At 50.2% G+C, this 24794-nt stretch carries 17 protein-coding genes and 1 riboswitch; of the genes, 10 read left to right on the top strand and 7 right to left on the bottom strand.

What is annotated here, in order from left to right; genetic code table 11:
- Positions 1-90: 90 nt before the first annotated feature.
- Positions 91-1308 carry an alanine--glyoxylate aminotransferase family protein gene (locus ABF87_RS09430; protein WP_160828876.1) on the bottom strand — a complete coding sequence of 406 codons (1218 nt, stop codon included), beginning with the start codon at positions 1306-1308 and terminating at the stop codon, positions 91-93.
- Positions 1309-1913: 605 nt separating this feature from the next.
- Positions 1914-2018, top strand: a riboswitch (guanidine-I (ykkC/yxkD leader).
- A gap of 62 nt (positions 2019-2080) precedes the next feature.
- Here ABF87_RS09430 and ABF87_RS09425 point away from each other — a divergent pair.
- The 6 genes from ABF87_RS09425 to ABF87_RS09400 all read left to right on the top strand — a co-directional run bounded on the left by ABF87_RS09425 (position 2081) and on the right by ABF87_RS09400 (position 12484).
- Positions 2081-3526: an APC family permease gene (locus ABF87_RS09425; protein ID WP_160828875.1), complete on the top strand. Its 1446-nt coding sequence runs from the start codon at positions 2081-2083 to the stop codon at positions 3524-3526.
- A 13-nt stretch (positions 3527-3539) separates the two neighbouring features.
- Positions 3540-4265 carry an urea amidolyase associated protein UAAP1 gene (locus tag ABF87_RS09420; protein ID WP_160828874.1) on the top strand — a complete coding sequence of 242 codons (726 nt, stop codon included), beginning with the start codon at positions 3540-3542 and terminating at the stop codon, positions 4263-4265.
- Positions 4262-4930: an urea amidolyase associated protein UAAP2 gene (locus ABF87_RS09415; RefSeq protein WP_160828873.1), complete on the top strand. Its 669-nt coding sequence runs from the start codon at positions 4262-4264 to the stop codon at positions 4928-4930. Before ABF87_RS09420 ends, ABF87_RS09415 begins: the two co-directional genes overlap by 4 nt.
- A gap of 205 nt (positions 4931-5135) precedes the next feature.
- Positions 5136-8765 carry an urea carboxylase gene (uca, locus tag ABF87_RS09410; RefSeq protein WP_160828904.1) on the top strand — a complete coding sequence of 1210 codons (3630 nt, stop codon included), beginning with the start codon at positions 5136-5138 and terminating at the stop codon, positions 8763-8765.
- Positions 8765-10582, top strand: coding sequence for an allophanate hydrolase (atzF, locus tag ABF87_RS09405; protein WP_160828872.1), 1818 nt, complete (start codon positions 8765-8767; stop codon positions 10580-10582). Before uca ends, atzF begins: the two co-directional genes overlap by 1 nt.
- A 327-nt stretch (positions 10583-10909) precedes the next feature.
- Positions 10910-12484, top strand: coding sequence for an alginate export family protein (locus ABF87_RS09400; protein ID WP_205012680.1), 1575 nt, complete (start codon positions 10910-10912; stop codon positions 12482-12484).
- Between the two features lie 14 nt (positions 12485-12498).
- Here ABF87_RS09400 and wrbA read toward each other — a convergent pair whose 3' ends face one another.
- From wrbA to ABF87_RS09370, 6 genes are all read right to left on the bottom strand, one after another.
- Complete coding sequence (wrbA, locus tag ABF87_RS09395) at positions 12499-13101, bottom strand: NAD(P)H:quinone oxidoreductase (RefSeq protein WP_160828871.1); 603 nt, start codon at positions 13099-13101, stop codon at positions 12499-12501.
- Between the two features lie 114 nt (positions 13102-13215).
- Positions 13216-15567 (bottom strand): heavy metal translocating P-type ATPase, encoded by a 2352-nt coding sequence (locus ABF87_RS09390; protein WP_160828870.1) that lies wholly within the window; start codon positions 15565-15567, stop codon positions 13216-13218.
- A 337-nt stretch (positions 15568-15904) separates the two neighbouring features.
- The gene (locus tag ABF87_RS09385) at positions 15905-19615 is read right to left on the bottom strand and encodes a hypothetical protein (protein WP_160828869.1); all 3711 of its coding nucleotides are present in this window, start codon (positions 19613-19615) and stop codon (positions 15905-15907) included.
- Positions 19616-20045: 430 nt separating this feature from the next.
- Positions 20046-20771 (bottom strand): carbonic anhydrase, encoded by a 726-nt coding sequence (locus ABF87_RS09380; RefSeq protein ID WP_160828868.1) that lies wholly within the window; start codon positions 20769-20771, stop codon positions 20046-20048.
- Between the two features lie 214 nt (positions 20772-20985).
- Positions 20986-21555, bottom strand: coding sequence for an NADPH-dependent FMN reductase (locus ABF87_RS09375; RefSeq protein ID WP_160828867.1), 570 nt, complete (start codon positions 21553-21555; stop codon positions 20986-20988).
- 162 nt (positions 21556-21717) lie between these two features.
- On the bottom strand, positions 21718-22038 hold the full coding sequence (locus ABF87_RS09370) for a helix-turn-helix domain-containing protein (RefSeq protein WP_160828866.1): 321 nt from the start codon (positions 22036-22038) through the stop codon (positions 21718-21720).
- Between the two features lie 106 nt (positions 22039-22144).
- Between ABF87_RS09370 and ABF87_RS09365 the strand changes: the two genes are divergently transcribed.
- From ABF87_RS09365 to ycaC, 4 genes are all read left to right on the top strand, one after another.
- Positions 22145-23050, top strand: coding sequence for a pirin family protein (locus ABF87_RS09365; protein ID WP_160828865.1), 906 nt, complete (start codon positions 22145-22147; stop codon positions 23048-23050).
- Positions 23051-23122: 72 nt separating this feature from the next.
- Positions 23123-23755 carry an isochorismatase family protein gene (locus ABF87_RS09360; RefSeq protein WP_160828864.1) on the top strand — a complete coding sequence of 211 codons (633 nt, stop codon included), beginning with the start codon at positions 23123-23125 and terminating at the stop codon, positions 23753-23755.
- An 8-nt stretch (positions 23756-23763) separates the two neighbouring features.
- Positions 23764-24114, top strand: a complete 351-nt coding sequence (locus tag ABF87_RS09355; RefSeq protein WP_160828863.1) for a SnoaL-like domain-containing protein — start codon at positions 23764-23766, stop codon at positions 24112-24114.
- Between the two features lie 37 nt (positions 24115-24151).
- A complete protein-coding gene (gene ycaC, locus ABF87_RS09350) occupies positions 24152-24781 on the top strand; it encodes an isochorismate family cysteine hydrolase YcaC (protein ID WP_160828862.1) in 630 nt (209 codons plus the stop codon).
- Positions 24782-24794 lie beyond the last annotated feature (13 nt).

The raw sequence follows: 24794 nt of genomic DNA, 5'->3' as shown, positions 1-24794 counted from the left end.
AGAGGTCAGTAAATACATCCACCCTTTCCTTATCTTTTCGACAAGGAAAGGGTGTAAGACAGCTAAATGCCGATTAATTTTGACAATGCATCAAAACATCGGATGTGCTGCATAACGTTGATGCGCAGCCGAAGCAGCAGCGCCGCGCTCAACTTTTAATCCCATATCAGACAAAATGCTTTCCAGCGCATTGAGACAGAAAATCACATTCTCAACGCGGCAGGAAGTACCCATCAAGCCAAAACGCCAGACTTTACCGGCAAAATCGCCCAGACCGGCGCCGATTTCCAGATTATAGTCATCGAGCAGGCGACGCCGCACTTCTTTTTCATCCACGCCTGCAGGTATAAATACTGAATTCAACTGCGGCAAACGATGTTGCTCTGCAACGACGTAATTCATGCCCAGCGTAGCGAATCCGGCTTTCAAGGCTTCGTAGTTGTGCCGATGGCGCGCCCACGAATGTTCCAGTCCTTCCTCCGACAGCATCAGCAACGATTCATGCAATGCGTACAGTGCATTGGTCGGTGCGGTATGGTGATAAGTACGCGCTGCCGACCCCCAATAATTCAGCAACAGACTGATATCCATGAACCAGCTATGAACTTTTTCCTTGCGGTTCTTCACCAGCTCGGTCACGCGTTCGGAAAAACTGACCGGTGACAAGCCTGGCGGGCAGGACAAACATTTCTGACTGCCGGAATAAATTGCATCGATGCCCCATTCATCCACTTTGATCGGCGTTCCCCCCAATGACGTAACGGTATCCACGATGGTCAGGCAATCATGCTTGCGTGCGATTTCACATATCGTCTTTGCATCGGACTGGGCGCCAGTCGAGGTTTCCGCATGAACGAAGGCAACGATTTTGGCATCTGGATTCTTTTTCAACGCATCTTCAACTTTTTGCGGATCGACTGGCTCACCCCATTTATCATCGACAACGACCGCCACTCCACCATGGCGCTCGACATTCTCGATCATGCGGCCGCCAAATACGCCATTGCGGCAAACGATCACCTTGTCGCCCGGAACGATCATATTGACGAAGCACATTTCCATCCCCACCGATCCAGGTCCCGAGACCGGAAAAGTCATCCGGTTCTTGGTCTGAAACGCATAACGCATCAACCCCTTGATTTCTTCCATCATCTCAGTGAACACAGGGTCAAGATGGCCCAGCGTCGGCCGGGCCATGGCATTGAGAACGCGCGGATGCGTATCCGATGGCCCGGGACCCATCAAAACACGTTGCGGTGGATAAAAAATTTTGGCTTTCTTTTCGGGACGAAAATCTTCGGTATTCATGAAAAATCCTAAGTTAACAATATAATCTAAGTTTTTTAAAAAATTAATTTTATCAAGCGAACGCAGAGTTTACTATAAACCATGACGCACTCAATAAAATATGCTTATGGATATACTAAGAATTCACGATAACTTTTTGAAAAAGAGTTATTTATTCTTGAGACGGAACAATTTTCAGCTATTACAGATTAGCCGATTATTCATCCTTCAATACTCTACCAATCCTAAGATCTTGTAAACACAAAATTACTCTAGTAACTCACTTCATCTCCCGATCTGCTTCAATGCATATTCACTGCCAATCCAAAAGAATTTTAATAAATAAATAATTGATAATAAATGAAAAATATTAAAATACCATGTGCTCATCAATTTTAAATTCAAGCAAATAAAGGAATTACCCAAGCTTCCTTCAGACTTTGCCAGGAGGTGGAGCAGCAGACAAGACTCCTAAATTCTCGAATCGCATCATGTACAACGCATCGGACCAGCTATTAAATCTTAAGTAACCTATCAATAGTAGCGGGATCAGAAATTTATTATTTGATCGATTGCCTTTTTCGAAATGAGCACATACAATGCGCTGAGGGAAATTTTAGGTAGTATCAATGTGAAACTAGGGTTCCGGCCATTCTCGTTATGGTGTCTGGTCCAAGAGTTTCCGGTCTCGTGATAACGGGACTCCACGGAGGGAAAAAAGCCCGGGAGATTAGCTGTAATGGACGTCATGTGCATTACAATCTCGGCAAACCCTTTTGGATGGAGGCTCGTTATGTCAGATTCACCAAAACAAACCATTTTTTCGCAGGATATTCCCGCGACTGGCGATATGCTCAGCCGCAGCATGAGCGTGTGGCACAGTTTCACACTGGGTTTTGCAGTCGTGTCGCCGGTGGCTGGACTGTATGCGATCATCGGCGTGCAAACCGTCGTGGCTGGCGGCGGTTGGTTTCTCGCACTGGCGGTGTGCCTGCTGATGCAAATGTTGGTCGCGACGGTGTATGCGGAATTGTCGTCGCAATTTCCGATTGCCGGTGGCGCTTACAAATGGGCGCGGCAATTGGGCGGCGCGATTGCCGGAAACTATGCCGGCGTCATTTATATCTGTTCCACCATCGCCATGGTCACGACCACGGCCTATACCGGTGGCTTCTGGCTGGCAATCTTCAGCGGATTGCCGAATGAAGGTGGCGGTATCATGGTGCTGTGGGGGGTTATATTCTTGCTTCTATGTACAGCGCTGAATTTGGCCCCGGTCAGCATCTTCAACGTCGTGATCAAACTGGGTGTATATGCTGAAGTAGTCGGATCATTCGGCGTTGCGCTGGTATTATTCTTTTTCTTTCGCCATCATTCGATCGACACATTGTTTCAAAATATGGGCACCGGCACCGCTCCAAGTGAAATGGCCGCGTTTCTGGCAGCGCTGGCGATTTCCGGCTGGGCTTTCATCGGTTTCGATGCCTGTTCGACCACAGCGGAAGAAACCCATCAGCCCAAGCGCATGGTGCCGCGCGCCATCTTCATGTCGCTGCTGGTGGTCGGCACAGTCGTGCTATTCAATTCGGCCGCGCTGATTCTGGCTTTTGAAGATGATACCTTGAGGCATTCGAGCCATACCTCCGATCCCGTCACGCCGCTCATCGCCAGCAGTATAGGTGATTGGTTTGAGAAACCTTTTTTAGCAATCGTGATGACCGCCTTTCTGGCCTGCGGCGCCTCGATGGTCAAATACACCTCACGGATTGTGTTTTCGATGGCACGCGAAGGCAATATGCCGGGGATTTTGAGCAGAGTCACAACCAGCAGAACACCACGCAATGCAGTTCTTTTTACCGTTCTTCTGGCCGGTTGCGGATTGATTTTCGGGCTCAATGACGACGCCGTAGCCACCATCATCGCTTTCGGTACTGGCGGCCTCTATGCGATGTTCGCATTCACGACTGGTTTTGCATTATTTGCCAGACTTTCGGGACGATGGAATCCCCAACTCGGTGAATTAAAACTGGGTACCTGGGGACTAATGATCAATATTCTGGCATTCCTGTGGTCGCTGTTTGAAGTCATCAACATTGCGTGGCCGCGCCCGTATGCCATATCGGCAGATGCCCCGTGGTGGCAATTATGGGCGACGCCGCTGGTCTTAGGCAGTATTCTAGCCATCACCACGTTGTACATCTTTTACCAACATTGGATCAGCGACAAGAAACGATCCTAGAAAGGAATTCATCATGAATCAACAAGATACAATCATTTGGAAGCAATCGATACCGGGAGGATGCCATTGGTCAGGCATTGTCCGGCGCGGCACCACATTACGCTTGATCGATGTCAATGGCGGCGCCAATGCCGCAGTATTGCTCTTCAATCAGGAAGAAAAGCTCGAGCGGTACAATATGGCGGATACGCTGAAATCTCAGCACACGTTTCGCCTGACCAAGGGACATGCCTGCCATTCCGACATGGGCCGGATTTTCTGCTGCATCACCGCGGACTCGGCAGGCTGGAACGATACCGTCTGCGGCCTGAGCGACGACGAGCTCATTCGCCACAAATATGGCACTGCCCGCTATCAGGAGCACCGCAACGCCATGTATCGCAGCGCCCTGGATGGCCTATTGATCGAATTGGGCAAATGGGGACTGGGGCTGCGCGATATCGTTTCAAATATCAATTTTTTCAGCAAAGTCACCGCCAACAGCGCCGGTGAATTGACGTTCCATCCCAATCACAGCAAAGCGGGCGATGTGATCGAGCTGAGTTTTATCATGAACACGTTAGTGGTGCTGTCCACAGCGCCGCATCCGCTCGATCCCAGGCCATCTTATCAGCCTGGCGCAGTTAATCTGGAATTGTTCGATACGCCTGCAGACGCCGTCAATGAGTGCCTGCAAATCGCCGAAAATATGCGCGCATTACAGAACGCCAAACATTTTTATTGTGAGAGTACGCTATGAATACACAAAATCTTCATTTAGATCAACTGGATCCCAAACGGGCTCTGATCGATAGCATCTGCGCAGCCGGTGAACCGTGGACGCAAATCATCCGTCAAGGCCAGATTTTCCGGATTGTCGATCTGGAAGGCAATCAAGCGGTCGACACATTATTCTACAACGCTCACTATGCCGCTGAGCGTTATAGCGCAACCCATACCATACGCGCCCAAAACAAGTTGTATCTGACTACTGGCAGCAAGCTGTATTCCAATCTCGGCAACGCGATGCTGACAATCACTGCCGACACCTGCGGTCGGCATGACACCCTCGGCGGTGCCTGCGCGGCGGAGAGCAACACCGTCCGCTATGCGCTCGACAAATTTCCAATGCACAGTTGCCGCGACAACTTTCTGCATGCGCTGGCGCATGATTCGCACTGCGAACAATTGGGCATGAGCAAACGCGACATTCCCAGCAATATCAATTTCTTCATGAATGTGCCTGTCACTGAAGCAGGCGGTCTGGAATTCGTCGACGGCATCTCGGCACCCGGCAAATATGTCGAAATGCGGGCAGAAATGGACGTATTGGTATTGATTTCGAATTGCCCGCAATTGAACAATCCCTGCAATGCGTACAATCCTACCCCGATTCGCCTGCTGATCTGGGATTCCCGGCAATAACCCCTGTGACTCATCGATTTCGCTCCCCAACGGATCAATTTTCAGCAAAATGGAAGCTCTTAAAAGTAACGCGCAGAGGTCAGACAAGGCAAAATCAGATGAAAAAATGAAGCTCAGAGAGTGTAAATGAGCATTCTGAGCCTGGTTTCGACGCAGTATGACCGCAGTAGTCTTTAGAGTTTCCAAGGAGAAGGAGAAGGACATGATATTTCATACCATCCTGATCGCCAACCGTGGCGCCATTGCCTGCCGCATCATTCGCACATTGCGGCGCATGGGAATACGCAGCATCGCCGTCTATACCGAAGCCGATGCGCTATCGCGGCATGTGGTCGACGCCGATGAGGCGTATTGCATCGGCAGCGGCGTTGCGGCTGACAGTTATTTGAACACCGATAAAATTCTCGGTGTTGCGCGTCAGTCGGGCGCGCAAGCGATCCATCCCGGCTACGGCTTTCTCAGCGAGAAAGCTGATTTTGCCGAGCAATGCGCCGCGCATGGCATCTCATTCATCGGCCCGACGCCGCAGCAAATGCGCGCGTTCGGCTTGAAGCACACTGCCCGCGCGATAGCGCTGGAAAATCAGGTGCCACTGCTGCCGGGAAGTGAGCTACTGGAGAATCTTGACGCGGCTTGTCATCAGGCCAAACATATCGGTTATCCGGTCATGTTGAAAAGCACTGCCGGCGGCGGTGGAATCGGCATGCGGTTGTGCTGGAATCAGGAAGAATTGACCGGCGCCTATGAGTCGGTCAAAACGCTGGCGCAGAATAATTTCAAGGATGCCGGCCTGTTTCTGGAAAAATATGTTTCTCAGGCGCGGCATATCGAAGTGCAGATTTTCGGCGATGGTCAGGGTCATGTCGTCGCACTGGGCGAGCGCGATTGCTCGATGCAGCGGCGCAATCAGAAAGTCATCGAGGAAACCCCCGCCCCTAATCTTGCACCGCCGCTGCGCCAGGCATTGCTGGAGACCGCAGTACGTTTGGGTAAGGCGGTGAATTATCAGTCTGCAGGCACGGTTGAATTTATTTTCGACGCCGCCACCGGTCAATTCTATTTCCTCGAAGTCAACACGCGCTTGCAGGTCGAACATGGCGTCACGGAAGAAGTCACCGGCGTCGATCTGGTCGAGTGGATGGTGCGGCAGGCTGCCGGGGATCTCATGAATCTCGATGCGGCACCGGTCACGTCTCAAGGCGCTTCGATCCAGGTTCGCGTGTATGCTGAAAATCCCGCCAAGGATTTTCAGCCGTCGAGCGGCACCCTGACCGCAGCGGAATTTTCTGCCGATGCGCGCGTTGAAACGTGGATCGAGCGAGGCATTGATGTGTCTGCTTTTTACGATCCAATGCTGGCAAAAATCATCGTGCATGCACCGGATCGCGATACGGCCATCTCCCGATTGATCAGCGCGCTGGATCAGACCTCGCTGCATGGCATCGAAACCAATCTCGACTATCTGAAGCAGATTCTGCACAGCACGACCTTCCGCAACGGACAATCGACTACGCAGTTTCTGAATGGCTTCCATTATCACCCTAACACGGTTGACGTTCTGAGCGCCGGTGTCCAGACCATGATCCAGGATTATCCCGGGCGCACCGGCTATTGGAACATCGGTGTACCGCCCTCCGGACCGATGGACAGCCTGGCCTTCCGCCTTGCCAATCGATTGGTGAATAATACCCCGGCGTGTGCCGGACTGGAAATCACTCTGGCCGGCCCCACGCTGCGCTTCAATTGCGACAGCATCATTGCGATCTGCGGCGCGCCGATGGAAGTATTACTGGACAGTGAACCGTTGGCGCAGTGGCGATCGCATCGCGTCACAGCAGGGTCATTGCTGCAGTTCGGCAAAATCGATCAAGCCGGTAGCCGGGCTTATCTGGCAGTGCACGGCGGCTTTCAGGTACCCGACTATCTCGGCAGCAAATCCACCTTCACGCTCGGTCAATTCGGCGGCCACGCAGGCCGCGTGCTGCGCGCCGGTGACGTACTGCATGTCGAGCCCGTGTCTGCTACTTTAACATTTGTATCCCAGCAACTGCCGCAGCCGTTGATTCCGAATTACTCCCATCAATGGGAAATCGCCGTATTGTACGGGCCGCATGGCGCGCCGGATTTCTTCACTGCAGCCGATATCGAGCAATTCTTTGCGGCTGATTGGAAAGTGCATCACAATTCCAGCCGCACCGGCGTGCGCCTGATCGGCCCGAAACCGCAATGGGCACGAACTGACGGCGGCGAAGCCGGGCTGCACCCTTCTAATATTCACGACAATGCCTATGCCGTCGGCGCAGTCGATTTCACCGGCGACATGCCGATCATCCTCGGCCCGGATGGCCCCAGCCTGGGTGGATTCGTCTGCCCGGTCACGATCATCCAGGCTGAATTGTGGAAAATCGGCCAGCTCAGACCGGGCGACAGCATCCGTTTCCATGCGATACCGGCTGAGCCGGCGCCCGGCCTCGAGAAACAACAGAACCAATGGATTGAACGGTTGCAAGCAGATCGCGAACCGCTCATCAATATACATCCGGCGCCCTTGCAAGATCCTGTATTGCATCGCATTGCGGCGAACAATGCCCAGGTAGAAGTGACTTACCGGCAATCGGGCGATCATTATCTATTGATCGAGTATGGCCCTCCGGTTCTCGATCTGAACCTGCGCTTTCGCGCGCATGCGTTGATGATCTGGCTGCAGCAACGCATCGATCACGGTGAATTGCACGGCATTATCGACTTGACGCCGGGGATCCGTTCGCTGCAGATCCATTTTGACTCGCTCAGCATTACCCGTGATCATCTGCTCAAGCTGTTGATTGCCGCGGAAAGCCAATTGCCTGCCATCGATGACATGGAAGTGCCTTCCCGCATCATTCATCTCCCCCTATCCTGGGATGATGCCGCAACACGGCAGGCAATCGACAAGTACATGCAATCGGTGCGCAGCGATGCGCCGTGGTGCCCAAGCAATATCGAATTCATCCGCCGCATCAATGGACTGGAAAGCATCGAAGACGTCCGGCACATTGTATTTTCAGCCAGCTACCTAGTCATGGGACTCGGGGATGTTTATCTCGGCGCACCGGTAGCAACGCCGCTGGATCCGCGCCACCGGCTGGTCACGACCAAATACAATCCGGCTCGCACCTGGACGCCGGAAAATGCCGTCGGCATCGGCGGCGCTTATTTATGCGTCTATGGCATGGAAGGCCCGGGAGGCTATCAATTCGTCGGCCGTACCGTGCAAATGTGGAATCGCTACCGCCAGACTGCCGATTTCAAGGACGGCCAACCGTGGCTGCTGCGCTTTTTTGACCAGATCCGTTTTTACCCCGTCAGTGAAAGCGAGCTACTGACATTGCGCAAGGATTTCATCAGCGGGCATTTCAAACTGCGCACCGAGCAAACGACGTTGAACCTCGGGCAATATAACGCTTATCTGCAACAACATGCCACCAGCATCGCCGCTTTCAAAACCCAGCAACAGGCGGCATTTGAAGCCGAGCGTCAGCGCTGGGAAGCTCAGGGCCAATCGCAGTATGTGGATGAAGACACGCTTGAAGAAGCCGATGCGCAAAGTGAGCTGGATCTGCCCAGCGGTGCACACGCGATCAGCTCACCGGTGACCGGCACGATCTGGAAAATGCTGATTGATGAAGGTGGATCGATCAGCGCAGGTCAAACGGTGATGATGATCGAATCGATGAAAATGGAATTTCCGGTCGACTCCCCGGTTACCGGTACGGTACAGCAGCTCTTCTGCCAGCAAGGAAGCTATGTCTCGGCAGGCCAGGTATTGTTCATCATGCAGGAAGGAAAAGGCTGATGGACAATTTCCTGCCACTGGGCGATATTCCATCGCTGCTGCAACGCTATGCCACTAAAACACTGACGCCCACGCACATGGTCGAAGCACTGCATGACAGTATTCAAAACGACGAGAATGCCATCTGGATCTCGATCCTGCCGCTGGCGGCATTAAAAAGTTATGCCCGCAACGTCGAAGTGCTCGGAATGGAAGCATTGCCATTGTATGGCGTGCCGTTTGCGATCAAGGATAATATCGATTTGGTGGATGTGCCTACGACTGCCGCTTGTCCGGCCTTTGGCTATCTCCCCGCCCGATCTGCAACAGTGGTGCAACGATTGATCGATGCCGGGGCGATTCCGGTCGGCAAGACCAATCTCGATCAGTTCGCTACCGGCTTGAATGGCACCCGGTCTCCATATGGCGTCTGCCGCAACGCATTTGATCCTGCATATATTTCCGGAGGGTCAAGTTCAGGTTCTGCCGTGGCCGTCGCCCAAGGGCAGGTATGTTTCAGCCTGGGCACCGATACTGCAGGCTCAGGCCGAGTACCCGCCGCGTTCAACAACCTGATCGGCTACAAGCCCACTAAAGGATGGTTTTCATCCATCGGTATGGTCTCGGCTTGCCGCTCCCTCGATACAATATCCATTTTCACGCATACGGCAACCGATGCAGCTCGCATTCTTGAGGTCGCTGCTGGTTTTGAGCAGGAAGATAGCTATTCCCGCGACAGAGAAGGCCATGGTTTTGATTTCGGCAATGCAGCGCATTTTCGCGTCGGCATACCGCGTCCGCAGCAATTGAATTTTTTCGGCAACCACGACAGTGAACGATTATTTAAAGAAGCAATCGCTCAGATTGAAGCACTCGGCGGAGAAATCATCGACATCGATTTCGAGCCGTTTCTGCAAGCAGCACGGCTTCTGTATGAAGGTCCGTGGGTTGCGGAACGATATGCGGCCATTCAACCCTTTTTTGATCGGCACGACAACCAAGTCATTTCGCCAGTACGGGAAATCATCGCCTCAGCCAAACAACATACCGCGGTCGATGCTTTCAACGGTTTTTATCAATTACGCGACATCGCACGGCAGGCGAATCAAGTGTGGGCAATGATCGACTGCCTGCTGACCCCGACCGCTGGAACCATCTATACCATTCAAGCGCTGCAGCACGATCCCATCCGCCTCAACACCAATCTGGGCTATTACACTAACTTCATGAATTTGCTAGATTATTCAGCGGTCGCGGTACCGGCTGGTTTTCAGCAGGATGGATTGCCATTTGGCATCACATTGGTTGCACCAGCGCATCAGGATGAACCGTTGCTGCATCTGGCCCATCGCTTGCAGCAGGCGTATTCCCTGCCGCTCGGGGCAACCGGAATTCCATTTCCAGCCACTGCGCATTTTTCTGCGGCATCGCATTCCGGTCAGGTACGCATCGCGGTCTGCGGCGCACATTTATCCGGCTTGCCCTTGAATGGGCAATTGACCAGCCGACATGGCCGATTGATCGCCAGTACAACCACATCGCCCGAATACCGGCTATATGCATTACCGGGCGGCCCGCCGCGGCGCCCCGGTTTGATTCGCGTATACCCTGGCCAAGTAGGCTGTGCAATCGAAGTTGAAGTCTGGGAGTTACCCCTGCGAGAATTAGGCAGCTTGATCGCCAGCATTCCCGCCCCACTGGGAATCGGAACGTTGAGCTTGGCAAGCGGTGAGACGGTCCAGGGCTTTCTGTGCGAACATCATGCGATCGGCGCAGCGGAAGATATCAGCCATTTAGGCGGATGGCGCAATTATTTACGGCAACAGCGAGACACCTGACGTGGATGATCGATGCTTAGTTGTCAATCCGTAATCATGCAAACGCTTATTTGACCTTTGGCCTGATATTTTTATACTACGAACGGCTAACCTGCTTTCACTCCTCTACCTTTAAAAACCCATATATCCTCGTATTGCATCTCATCAAGTAAACAAATGACGATATATCAGCGTGCTACAATGATTCTGTGGATAACTGCACGATTGGTAAATCAGGAAAATTGCACCAATTCACGCCCATTGTAGAAATTGATCGCACCGGCATTCAGTTTCTGCATACCAAGAAACCACAAAAAAAGCAATAGCTTAATCAGAAAACTAAATTCTATGAATTCACGATTTCTTGGTTATTTGTTTTTACATGCACTCATAGCGGTTTACGGTGAATGGCTTTTTATTGATGCGTCCTTTTTTTTAAGCTCGGCAAATGCCAAAGATGTCAAAATCGCCAATGCCGGCGAACCACTGCCATTTGAAAAAAAATTATCGGTAAAATCAGATCATGAATTCAATTCCTGCTGTAAAGAAGATAAACGGAATGAAGTATCTAAAAAAGGAATGGATTCACTCAGCGGCAATTATAAATCGCTGCGCTATCAGGAAGACTATCGCTATCTGAGAAACACCCCTCACAGCACGGACTTCTGGCGCCCGGCAAAGTACATACCGTTGGGCAGTCAAGAAGATTGGTATCTGAGTATTGGCGGGGAAATGCGGCAACGCTACGAATTTTTCCACAATGAAGGATATGGTAAAGCATCTGCCGACGCACACGGCAACAATCATGCTTGGCTTCAGCGTTATATGCTGCATGGTGATTTGCACCTGGGCGCAAATGTCCGCATATTCACCCAGTTTATGAGCACTCTGGAAGATTGGCGAAAAGCCGGCCCCAGACCTGACATAGACGAAAATACATTTGATCTCCATCAAGGGTTTATGGATCTGACCGCCAAGCTCGGCAGCAGTCATTCGGTGACTTTGCGCTTTGGTCGGCAAGAATTGGAATATGGCTCGGGGCGGCTGATCGCAGGCCGCGAGGCGCCCAATAACCGACGGTCATTCGATGCCATCAAGCTATTGTTTAAGTTTGGAAACTGGTCGGTGGATAGCTTCCTTGGCCAACCCGTCAGAAATTTGACCGGCGTACTGGACGACGACCGTAACCCGGATAAATCACTCTGGGGTATTTATGCAGCTAGCGCTTGGCCGCTATTACCCGACGGTCATGTCGATCTGTATTACTTAGGCTCCGATAATCGCCATGCCGTTTTTGCACAAGGTAGAGGGCACGAGGTCAGGCACACGGTGGGTACAAGAATTTGGGGCAATCCTTTACCTTGGAGATACAACTTCGAATTCATCGGCCAATTCGGACAGTTCGGCTCAAATGATATTAGAGCTTGGGCGGTTGCTTCCGATACGCATTACAGTTTCTCGCAATTACCGTTAAAACCTCAAATCGGCATGCGAGCGGACATTACCAGCGGAGATGGCAGGTCATCTACATTAGGCACCTACAATCCGCTATTTCCTACCGGCGCTTATTTCAATCTGGCAGATTTGGGTGGGCCATCCAATTTTATCCATATCCATCCCGTGCTCAACTTTTCACTGATGGAAAAACTAAAAGCTTCCTTCGACTGGGGGTTTTTCTGGCGGCAAAATGCCAATGATGCGATTTATTCCATCGCCACCGTACCCATCTTTTCTCCTGCTTCCGCCGCCGATCAGAAGCATTACTCGGGCAGCTCGCCCGCATTCGTACTAACCTGGGAGCCAGTTTCGCATGTTACCGTCCTGGCAAGTTATGTGCATTTCTTTCCCAGTGATTTTTTGAAAACCGCACACGCAGCCAAGGAAGTAGATTACTTTACCACCTGGGTAACTTATAAATTCTAGCAAAACCCCATGAATCAGGATGACAATTTATTAGCCACTTGCGCGACGTGAACACCTTGAAAATGTGCAACTTTGATTTCATTGCCGGACGGTTGGCGCTTGCCATCGCCGCCGGCCAGCGTGCTTGCCCCATAAGGTGAACCACCCGTAATTTCACTCATATTCATGATCTCCTGGCAGGAATAAGGGACACCCACGATAATCATGCCATGATGGAGCAAAGTGGTATGAAATGAGGTAATCGTAGTTTCCTGCCCGCCGTGCTGTGTACCCGTGGATGTGAACACGCTGCCTACCTTACCGATCAGGCCGCCATTCAGCCATATGCGGCCTGTCTGATCAAGAAAATTGCGCATTTGCGCGCACATATTGCCGAAACGGGTCGGCGTGCCGAAGATAATGGCGTCATAATCCGGCAATTCATCCGCCATCGCGATCGGTGCTGCCTGATCAAGCTTCGCGCCAACTCTACGTGCAACCTCCTCCGACATGAGCTCGGGGACGCGCTTAACGGCGACCTCGGTATTTTCGACGCTGCGAACGCCTTCAGCGACCGCGTGAGCCATGATTTCGATATGGCCATACATGCTGTAATACAGAACAAGAACTTTTGCCATGCTAAGTCTCCTGATTGATGAGGTTATGAACTGAAATTTTGCCGAAATTGAATAGTATCCGTTTTATATCGCTTAAAAATCAACAATTCGGAAGCGCCATTTACCTTTCCATACCTACTCCAGCTTTATCGTGCGTAATCGCAATGCATTGCCGATCACGCTGACCGAAGATAGCGACATCGCTGCCGCCGCAAAAATCGGCGACAACAAGATGCCAAAGAATGGAAAAAGCACGCCGGCTGCGATCGGTACACCAGCCGTATTGTAGATAAAAGCAAAAAACAGATTCTGGCGTATGTTACGCATGGTTGCTTCGGATAGACGCCGTGCCCGGACAATTCCCAGCAAATCGCCGCGCAGCAAAGTTACGCCAGCGCTTTCAATCGCAACATCGGTGCCGGTGCCCATGGCAATGCCGACATCGGCGGTGGCCAAAGCCGGCGCATCGTTGACGCCATCGCCCGCCATGGCAACTACTCGCCCTTGTTGGCGCAATCGGGTTACGATTGCCGCTTTCTGATCAGGCAGCACGTCCGCTTCCACTTCGTCGATACCCAGTTGCCGGGCAACCGCTTCAGCCGTTGTGCGGTTGTCTCCGGTCAGCATGACGATGCGGATGCCATCGGCATGCAAAGCATCGATAGCGGCAGGCGTAGATCCCTTTACCGGGTCAGCAATGGCGATCATGCCTGCAATCACGCCATCGACCGCCACGAAGATCACGGTGGCTCCATTCTGACGCAGTTCATCGGTTTGCGTTTCCAATACCCGGGCATCAATATCCAGCTCCACAAGAAATTTCGCGTTACCCAGCACAACCCGATGACCATCGACACTGCCGAGCACACCTTTGCCAGCTGGTGAATCGAAATCGGCCGCCTTAACCAGCGCAATCGAGCGCTCCTTGGCTGCGGCTACAATGGCGGCAGCCAACGGGTGCTCGCTGCCCTGCTCCAGACTGGCCGCAAGGCGCAGCAGTTCATCCTCACCGATATTGCCGCCAGCAGGACGGATTGCCGTGACTCTGGGCCGGCCTTCGGTCAGCGTACCGGTCTTGTCGATCACGATCGTGTCGATCTTTTCCATACGTTCCAATGCTTCAGCGTTCTTGATCAGAACACCTGCAGTCGCGCCCCGTCCGACGCCCACCATGATCGACATCGGTGTCGCCAGGCCCAATGCGCATGGGCAGGCGATGATGAGCACACTGACGGCTGCGATCAGTGCATGCGCCATGGCCGGCGGCGGCCCCCAGATCGCCCAGGCGGCGAAGGCCAGCATGGCAGTTATAATCACTGCCGGAACGAACCAGGCAGCAACGATGTCCGCCAAGCGTTGAATCGGCGCTTGGGAGCGCTGCGCTTCCGATACCATGCGGACGATTTGCGCCAGCATGGTGTCACGCCCAACTTTCTCAGCGCGCATCACAAAACTGCCCTGGCCGTTGATGGTGCCGCCGATGACCTGATCTCCGGATTGCTTGCGAACCGGCATGGATTCACCTGTCACCATCGATTCATCGATATTGGAACTGCCTTCGATCACTTGGCCATCGACAGGCACCCGGTCGCCAGGCCGTACTCTCAATCGATCGCCTGCCACTACCTGATCCAGGTTGATTTCCTCTTCGGCATCACCCCCGTCTAGACGACGAGCGGTGGTGGGTGACAAATTGAGCAAAGCTTTGATTGCACCAGACGTGCGTTCACGTGCGCGCAATTCCAGCACCTGACCTAATAGCACCAGCACGGTGATGACTGCCGCCGCTTCGAAATAAACCGCGACCGAACCATCATCGCCGCGAAAAATATCAGGGAAGAGACCGGGTGCGACGGTTGCGACAATGCTATAGATCCATGCCACACCGGTACCCATCGCAATGAGTGTGAACATATTGAGTGCGCGGTTCGAGATCGATTGCCAGCCGCGCACAAAAAACGGCCACCCCGCCCACCAGACCACTGGTGTTGCCAATGACAGTTGCAACCAATTGGAGGTTTGGGGTGACACTAAATGCGTCAATCCGATCAGATGGCCGCCCATCTCCATGATGAAAACCGGCGCGGTTAATAGGAGACCAATCCAGAAGCGGCGGGTCATATCCACGAGTTCCTCGCTCGGTGCAGCATCGAGCGATACTTCGGTCGGTTCCAGCGCCATGCCGCAAATCGAACAGCTTCCCGGCCCGATTTGCCGCACTTGCGGATGCATAGGGCAGGTATAAATCGCGTCTGGCAGAGATTCTTCGTCAGGAGTCTTACTGGCTAAGTAGATACCTGGCGCAGTCACGAATTTATCGCGGCAGTAAGCCGAGCAAAAATAGTAAGCCCGTTCACCATGTTCCGCATAGTATTTTGCGTTAGGCACGTCGACTTGCATGCCGCAGACAGGATCAATCGTTGCAGACGGATTACCCGTGTGATGCTCATCGCCATGCTGTTTATGTTCGTGATGATCGTGTGTCAAAACTTGCCATCCTTTAGAAAATCGTCATTTTCTTACAAACTTCTGCTACTGATTGTATTTTTTCTTAAGTGACTCTTAAAATCAAAACTAAATAGAATTAAGTACTTCCCACCTGAAATCTACAGATCAATACGTGTTTCAACTATTTGTTAATTAAAATTATGCTCACAAACAATCATCGGATTTACCACGTTACTAGTCATTAAAGAAACCCAAAAAAATCCCTAATAAGGCACAGATTGGCACTAACGAGAATCGAGATTGGTGCACAGCGCCTTGGGTACGAAGGCCAATGTGGTTGATGTCGGAAAGCTTATAATATCTGCTTGTGCGGGCATCACGGTCGCCTGCGGATGATAGTCGGTAAATTGGCTGCAATCATAATCCATAAAATAAATTGGATAATTGAAAAAATCATTGCAAATCCATGAGGTGAAATCGGAAGATCATTACACGGGCTGTTTGTGGATGCTCCTGGTGACCAGAAACAAGTTCCTCCGATCAAGCGGGCACGCACGACATCCGGCCGACTACCATAAAAGGGAATGGCATAGCTCATGGTCAAACCGATCGCTTTCTCCAAATCCCAGCTACTTTCTTTAAGAACGTATTTTTCATTATTCGAATAGGGAACTCCGACCACCTGCTGCACATCATTCACTTTATTCGAGCAGGAAACTCCAACCGCCTGCTGCACTTCATTAACCTTATACGAGCAATTAACCGTAAGCACAAACTCCACATTGCGAAAATCGCTAAGGACATAAACAACAGGCAACATCCAAATAATTAACCAACCAACCATCCATCCCGGACGGGTTCCATGACCAGAAAACAACTTATTTAACCAATCGGGTAGCCTAACAAGCCAATTCAGCAATCGATCGCGTCCTTGTAGTAAGCGCTCCCACAGATCTGCAGAAACAACCTGACTACTCTCATCACTCACATGGTTTTTCATAGTACGATAAACTTCATCAGCCAATTTCTTGTCACCGATCCGCGCAAGCCTGTGCTCGATATCGATATAGTTATCCGCGTCGAATGGCTTTGTTTTCTCAAGTAATGCCAATACTTGCTTTTTTTCTTCCAAGAACCAATCACCGACCTGAATCGCCGAGAGATTCATAAAGTGCGGAAATTCGGGCTTGGTTTTGCCCCCCTTAAAATCTCGGATACTGAGCTGCCCAACATTACATCTGGCCAGAATAATACGACTAGATTCATTGTTTTCCTTGGGAATCAGATTCTTGCTGCTTAGCACCAGGCGAGCTTCAGTATGCATACCTTCAAAATCGATCATATCTCCGATCTGCGCGCATTGACCATTCTTTTTGAGATCTGGACAAGCCAGCAGTACATTACCGTTGACCTGTAAATTATGCGCGCTCAGTTTGCCCTCTACTTTCATACCACGCAAATCTGCATCGCCATCGATATAAGCAAGATCGGCTTTGAAGTTTTGAGCTTCACATACCTCAGTCTCATCCTCAATGTAGGCGCGCAGGCTACCGCCTATATGGGCATTTTCCAGACAAATATCCCCTTTCACTTCACAACACCCTAAATTGATCGAGTCTGCCGTATGAATGCCCCGCAAATCCAAGTTATTGGAAATATAAGCCTTTATTTTTTTAATTGCCTCATCGATGCTCTTTCCTAAGTCTTCGGTTTTTTCTTTATTAATTGAGGATAAAAACCGATCGACGCGGTCATGAAGTCTCAGATGCCCATCTTCACGCCAGAAACGCAATCCACCTCCCAAATGAATGCCGTGTGCAATAAAACTGCCACTGGCATAAGAACTTCCGTGGTTGCCTGATTGGTTTGAACTCTTCAGTTGGATACCTGTAAGATCCATGCCGCTGTCGATGTGAAGGTCCTGTAAAAAAACACCGCTTGCCATGGTTTCGCAGAAATGAAGAATATCTTTATCCTGACCCTTACCAGGCTCCATCCAGGGTTCAGGGTTCATCCGCAGGAGAGCACACTTTCCGGTAATATACTCAAAATTGCGTTCTATCTTCGCGCCGCCCAGGTCGATATCGCCCCCTATCGCCGCGCCGGATAATACAATGTCTTCACCTATTTGTGTCCGAAAGCGACGGTCTAGTCTAGCAAAAAAGGAATCAGCTAGTTTAAGGCCAATCAACCTAAGCGATTTTTTAATGGAACACCCACGAATATCCATTGTCCCTATTTGAGCTCGTTCGGCGCTAAATTTGCCGTCGATAAACGGTCGCCAAAAAACTTCACAATCATCACCATCACTGCATGAGGCGACATTCATCGTCAAGGCAGTGGTGATGTGGCAGGACTGGAGATCGAGATCGCCATCGATGCGTAGGCCATCCAGTTGAACGTCATAACTGCGAAGCCCCCGCATGACTACATTCCCTTGGATAATAGTCCGCTGCAATCTGTCTGGGTCACGGCTTGTTCGTATATCTCCGCGCAAATCCAAAGGTCCGTCGACCTGCATATATGAGAAATCGAGCAATCCAGCTTTCCCATCTATCTCATTGCCTCTGTGATATACCTGTAGACCGCTAGCACGCATTCCTCCCTGAATCCTTCCCCATTGAACGGAAACCCGGCCAAAAATGATCACACGATCTGCGAAAAAACCGCTCTCCACATTGAGACTTTGCAGATCGATTGTTGGCAAGTATTTCTCGCCTATAGAATCTGCTATATCGGGTACTTCCTGAACCGCACCGTAAAAATATGAGTCTTTGAGATTAATTGCGCCTTCGACAACAGTATTTTTTGCACTTAAACAGCGCAGGAAACGGCAATCAATCAGATGCAGAGAATGCTTGAAAATGGCATCGTCCAAAATGACATCATCCATGAATTCGACGTTCTCCAGCACTACCGGCCCAGCAAACTCTGCCGCAGTCTTGACGCCTTCTATCACGCGTAAGCCGCGCAAACGTACAGGTGACGCCTGTGCCGTGATGTGTTTCTGAATACGTTCCAGCAATTCCTTCGCTGTGACACTTTCCCGTTTTTGTTCGCGGCAAAGCAGCGGGATGAAATGCACATCCTTCCTGACAACCCAACGTGGCATCGGCAGCTCCATCGCCACTGGAATTGGATTTTTATATTCCCTAACCACTCCCTCTTTGAGATCAACTGAAAACTCGGTAACTAATAATTCATTCTTGTGCCAAACAAGGGCATCAAAATGATGACAATCTACTGGGTTAGAGTCTTTTTCTTCTTTATTTAATTGAGGATTCTGGGAAGTATTATTTCCATTCGTCAAGTTAAAGAATTTTTTAATATCTTCATAAATTTTATTTTTGCTGATTACCTCAGTTTTAGCATCGCTGCATGTTCCTATACAGCCGCCAGTCGGTTTCTGATTTTCGTTTTTTTCAGGTAAGTCAGGACTATCGGCGGTCGAAGTATCACTAGCTGAGTTGAGCGGGAAAGTCTTCCAGTGCCGTTTTTCCGCGACTTCTTGGAGAGTAGACAGTGTATCTTCCCAACCAAAGTCTTCAATAGTTGGTGGTATAAGGAAAGGCGCAATGGTATCGTCTTCATCCATATCGCTCCCCCGGAAGTTGCAGAAGAAAATCAGGTAATCCCGAATTTTTTCGGGTTCCAGTTTGGTGAGCTCTAGGTTAGTTTGTTTGTTGAGCGAGAAAATCGTTGCAGAAGCCCAGTCGAGTAACAGCCAATTGTTTGATTCACCGGATGAGTTTTGCCCAGTAGGCCCGACCGCAAAAAGGTAGGCGAGCCTTTCATAACCAGCCAACGCCTTAATCTGATCGATCACACAAGAAAACCGGTACAGTTCTTTATCTGGATAGAAAGATAACTCCCGACGATGAACACACTCGACGAGTAATTTTGTTTGGAGTGATGTGTGGGATGAGCTTTTGATTCTGGTTCGGAGAAGTTGCCAAGGTGGAATCAACTCAAGGAATGAATCGATGCCCCTGACTGTTTCCACACAACCATTCAATTCCTTGACGGCAACGGCAGCTTGAGAATGCTCAAGTACTTTCCATTTTCCTTCATCGCTCGGCAGATACATTCTCACCTCCTAAATGCATCGGATTAAATCTGAAAATATAGCAAGGTTATGGCTCATCTCAAAAAAAACATACCCACTTGCTACTTACATAATGTTTCCTAAGAGGTACCGAAAAAAAGAGATCAGCCTCTGATACCTACAAAGCTCGACTCGTAAGAGGGTAATACAAAGATGGATTAGTTTGTATAGTATCGATATTTGGTGGAAAACGCTTTCCCCCGACCATAACAATATGTGATGGCATATAGGATATCTCTGACTTGTGAAATATCAATACAACCTATGGAAGTGCCGATTAATTGCCTGCGCAAATTGCAGTGTTAACCAGTACTCGAAAATATACTTTTCAAGATGGGGCACACCACACATTTCGGAACGATAAAAATCAATCCCTTAAGGTTGTCATGAAAAATATCTTAAACACATCGATCTAATCAAGAAAACGGACGCGCCCCGTCGCCAGCTCATAAACGCCTCCCATCAGGATCGCGCGTTTTTCTACGACGATCCGTTTTCTTTCTGGAAGAGCAGAAAGTTGCTGGATGGACCAACGAACATTCGCCTCCACGGCTGCGCTTAGTAAAGCGCTATGGCTCTGCTTCAAATCGAGCTTGCTTAATCCGGGCTTGATCAATTGGATCAACGACTCAATACGTTCTGGTTCCTTAACCTTATCAAGCATCTCTTCCACAGTGGCGGTAACGGCTCCACAACCTTCATGTCCCAGCACGACTATTAACGGGATATGCAGATGAACCACGGCATATTGCAAAGAACCGATCACGTCTTCCGAGATGATGTTGCCGGCCAGCCGTATCGTGAAAAGCTCACCAAATCCGGCGTCGAAAATGAGTTCGGGAGGCACGCGCGAATCGCTGCAACCCAGGATGGTAGCGAAAGGTCTTTGAGTCTCGACGAGTAGACTTCTCCAGGAAATATTTTCGTGCGCATGACGCGGCCTATCATCCATGAACCGTCGATTTCCATCTTTCAATCGCGCCAACGCTTCACTGGCGTTACGCGGGTAAGGCTCCGCATTTTCCACATTGATTGGGTTGGAGGAAGGTGTTTCGGCTTTGACACCCACAGCCATCCCCAAACCCAAACCACAAGCCCCAAGTAAACATTGCCTGCGCGTGATATTCCGATTCACCATAATGGTTCTCCTAGGAAAGATTGGGATGCAGAGCGCAGCTGTTTCGAGTGGTTGATCATTGTTACTGCCTCGGCCACGACCTGTACGCTTATGCGCCAGTAATCTAATCCCTTTCCTTTAAGGCATTGATCAACTGTTAGTTCAAATTCATCCGACGCCAAGTCATTGCTGGCACCCTGGCTTCCTGATTCACCTTAACATCGGGTTAATAATTTCAGCTCCGCAACTTGCTACTGGCTTGAACAAACGCTGCAAACCCATTAAGAAAATCTTGAAATTGCTTACGCACCGCTTCATCGACCATCTCACCTGATTCGTTAAAAACGTGGTGCGCCCGCGATACGAGTAGCCGCCCACCAAACCATGGACGCATACCTAATGTTCGTAATACAGGAAGCCAAGCATTTTGGGACAGAACTGTACCGAATCCGCCAGGCGACGCACCGATCACCGCAACCGGACGATCACCAAAAATTCGTGCAATACCGCTGGGTGGCCGCGATAGCCAGTCGATCGCATTTTTGAATACACCCGGCATGGAATTGTTGTACTCTGGTGTAGCGAGCAATAATCCATCGGCAGCAGCAATTTGTTCTTGCAGCACAAGAACCGCTTCGGGAATACCCTCATTGACCTCGACATCTCCGTCATAGAGCGGGATACCCTTGAGTGTTGCGATCTCCAGCGTAACGCCACTTGGCATTAACCCTGCAGCCGTGCGCAACAAAGCGGTATTAAACGAACCACTACGCAGGCTTCCTGTAATTCCGAGAATTTTTGTCATGATATCTTCCTGTTTATTGATAAACCTGAGAAAGCTACTCACGATAGTCACTGTATAGCGCTACTGCGTTGCATGCAACTGAACCGCATGCAATACGAATACAGAGTTAAGTCAGAGCGGATGGGAAAAATTTCATGCCAGAGACAAATAAAGTTCTCGGAATTATTTGACCGTAACATGATATTTTCTTCCCCATTCATCCATCGCAAACAGAATGGCTTTAAGTGAATACCCTACCGGAGATAGCGAATATTCAACGCGCGGAGGAATCTCGTTGAAATCGTTTCTGATAACCAATTGATCTGCCTCCATCTCGCGCAACTGTCGGCTCAAGGTGCGATGAGTAATTCCTGCTAAATCTCTTTGCAGCTGATTAAATCGCATGGTGCCGTTTAATAGCTGCTTAATAATTAATACCTTCCATCGTCCCCCAATCACTTTCAGTGTAACTTCAACCGAGCAATAAGCTGCTTTGCTGGGCATTTTTCACCTCCTTTTTGACGGTATCCTGTTTGTGCGTACTTGTAATCCAAGCTAATGGGATTAATCTATCACGTAAATATAAATTTCTTGTGGAGAGTAATAAGCCATGCCGACGATACAACCTGAAGCATCTGTCAAAAAACTAATACGCACCCAACGAAATGTACAGCAACACTGGGTTGGTGACGGTTTCCCGGTACGTTCCTTGTTTTCATATCCAGAACTGGGTTCGATGATCAGTCCTTTCCTATTGTTTGATTATGCCGGGCCGATGGAGTTTTCGCCGACCGAACAGCGCCACGGCGTTGGAGAGCATCCACACCGCGGTTTTGAAACAGTCACTATCGTGTATAGCGGTGAAGTGGAGCATCGTGACAGTTCCGGTGGTGGCGGCAAGATCGGCCCCGGTGATGTGCAATGGATGACGGCTGCTTCCGGCCTGGTTCATGAAGAATTCCACGGTCGTGAATTTGCGCAACATGGCGGTGTGCTGGAGATGGTGCAATTGTGGGTCAACTTGCCAGCCAAGGACAAAATGTCGCCACCTCGCTACCAAAGTATCCTGGCTAGTCAAATTCCTGTCATCGATCTACCGGAGAATAAAGGCCGGGTGCGCGTCATTGCAGGAAAATTCGGCGAAGCTACTGGGCCAGCCCACACCTTCACACCGATGGACGTATGGGATTTGCGTTTGACCAGCAATCAACCTATCGACCTTGCCGTGCCGGATGGTTACAACACCTTGTTGGCAGTGCTGAAGGGATCGGTGCGTGTCAATAATTCTGAAACTATCAATACAGCGGAAGTCGGTCTGTTTGACCGAACCGGCGATCATATCCGCATCAGCAGCGATCCCGAAACCATCGCGCTGTTATTGGGCGGTGAACCGATCGACGAACCGATCGCAGGCAGCGGCCCGTTTGTGATGAATACTGCGGAGGAAATTCGCCAGGCCAAGATAGACTACCAGAGCGGCAAAATGGGAAAAATATCACGAGCACATACGGCATAGATTGTTTTAATCAGCCAGCCTCATTCAAGCGGTAATTTTTTTATTTAATCAAACCACAGGAGAATAAATACGATGAGTCACATCAACCCCAACGAAGCTCTGATGCTTCTGATCGACCACCAGAGCGGACTATTCCAGTTGGTCAAGGACATTCCGGTATCAGACTTGCGCCGCAATGCCATCGCACTTGCCAAAGTCGCAACCATACTCAAAATGCCGGTGATTACCTCCGCATCCGTTCCGGATGGCCCGAACGGTCCATTGATTCCGGAAATCCACCAAGCTGCTCCGCACGCGCAGTATGTGGGGCGCCGTGGTGAAATCAATGTTTGGGATAGCCCCGATTTTGTTAAGGCGGTTGAAGCCACTGGGCGTAAAACGCTCATTCTTGCCGGTACGCTAACCAGCGTATGCATGGCCTTCCCTTCCATCAGCGCCGTGGCTGACGGCTACAAAGTCTATGCTGTTGTGGATGCTTCGGGCAACTGGAGCACAATGGCTACAGAATTAACTGTTGCTCGCATTGTACAAGCGGGAGTGATTCCTATCGATACACTCGCAGTTATTTCTGAGCTGCAAGTAACATGGAATCGGCCAGAAGCAATGGCATTTGCTGATCTTTATGCAGATTATCCTATGTTGCACTATCGACTGCTGATTGAGAGTTACGACAAGGCTCAGGCCGTACAGAAAGCGAAGAACTAGGAATAAAAATGACCTTGGAAGAAAAACTTAACGACCTGAATCGGATGATCCTCAACGGTGAAATTCTGGAATCGATGGATAAGTATTACCATCCCGATTGCATCGTAATCGAGAAAAATGATGTGGTGGCGAAAGGCTTGAAGCAAGCCAAAGAACGAGAATCCGAATTATTCGAAGGCGTTGAAGCATGGCTCCAATCGGAAATTGTATCGACCGCCATAGGAGAAAACGTAACGATGACCGAATGGCACTATGAATACAAACATAAAGATTTTGGTCACAAAAAGTTTGATCAAGTGGCGGTTCAGCACTGGAAGGATGGCAAGATCATCAGTGACCGTTTCTATGCGCTGTATTAAAAACTCATAATCAACAACCAATGAAAGGAACACAATAATGAACAAGACTTTCAAATACAACCGGCTTTCTAAAGATGATGCTGTTTTGCTATTGGTGGATCATCAGGCAGGCCTGATTTCACTGGTACAGGATTTTTCACCAAATGAGTTCAAGAATAACGTGTTGGCCCTGACAGCCTGTGGCAAATATTTCAAGTTGCCGACCATCCTGACCACCAGTTTTGAGGACGGCCCGAATGGACCGCTGGTTCCGGAAATCAAGGAGATGCATCCTACTGCGCCGTATGTCGCTCGCCCTGGCAATATCAATGCCTGGGATAACGAGGATTTTGTCAATGCGATCAAAAAAACCGGTCGCAAACAGCTCATCATCGCCGGTGTGGTGACCGAAGTCTGTGTTGCTTTTCCAGCGTTATCCGCGATCGAGGAGGGTTATGAAGTATTTGTAGTTACCGATGCCTCCGGCACTTTCAATGAAGTGACCCGTGATGCCGCCTGGGCGCGCATGCAGTCAGCCGGTGTGCAGATGATGAGCTGGTTTGGCGTGGCTTGTGAATTGCACCGTGACTGGCGTAATGATATCGAAGGCCTGGGCGCTTTATTTTCCAGCTATCTGCCTAACTACCGCAACCTGATGACGAGCTATTTCGCCATTACCAAGAAATAAATAGTCAATTTCC

The sequence above is a fragment of the Nitrosomonas sp. JL21 genome (assembly GCF_009833095.1).
Lineage (GTDB): Bacteria > Pseudomonadota > Gammaproteobacteria > Burkholderiales > Nitrosomonadaceae > Nitrosomonas.
This window is presented reverse-complemented; position numbering and strand designations above follow the sequence as displayed.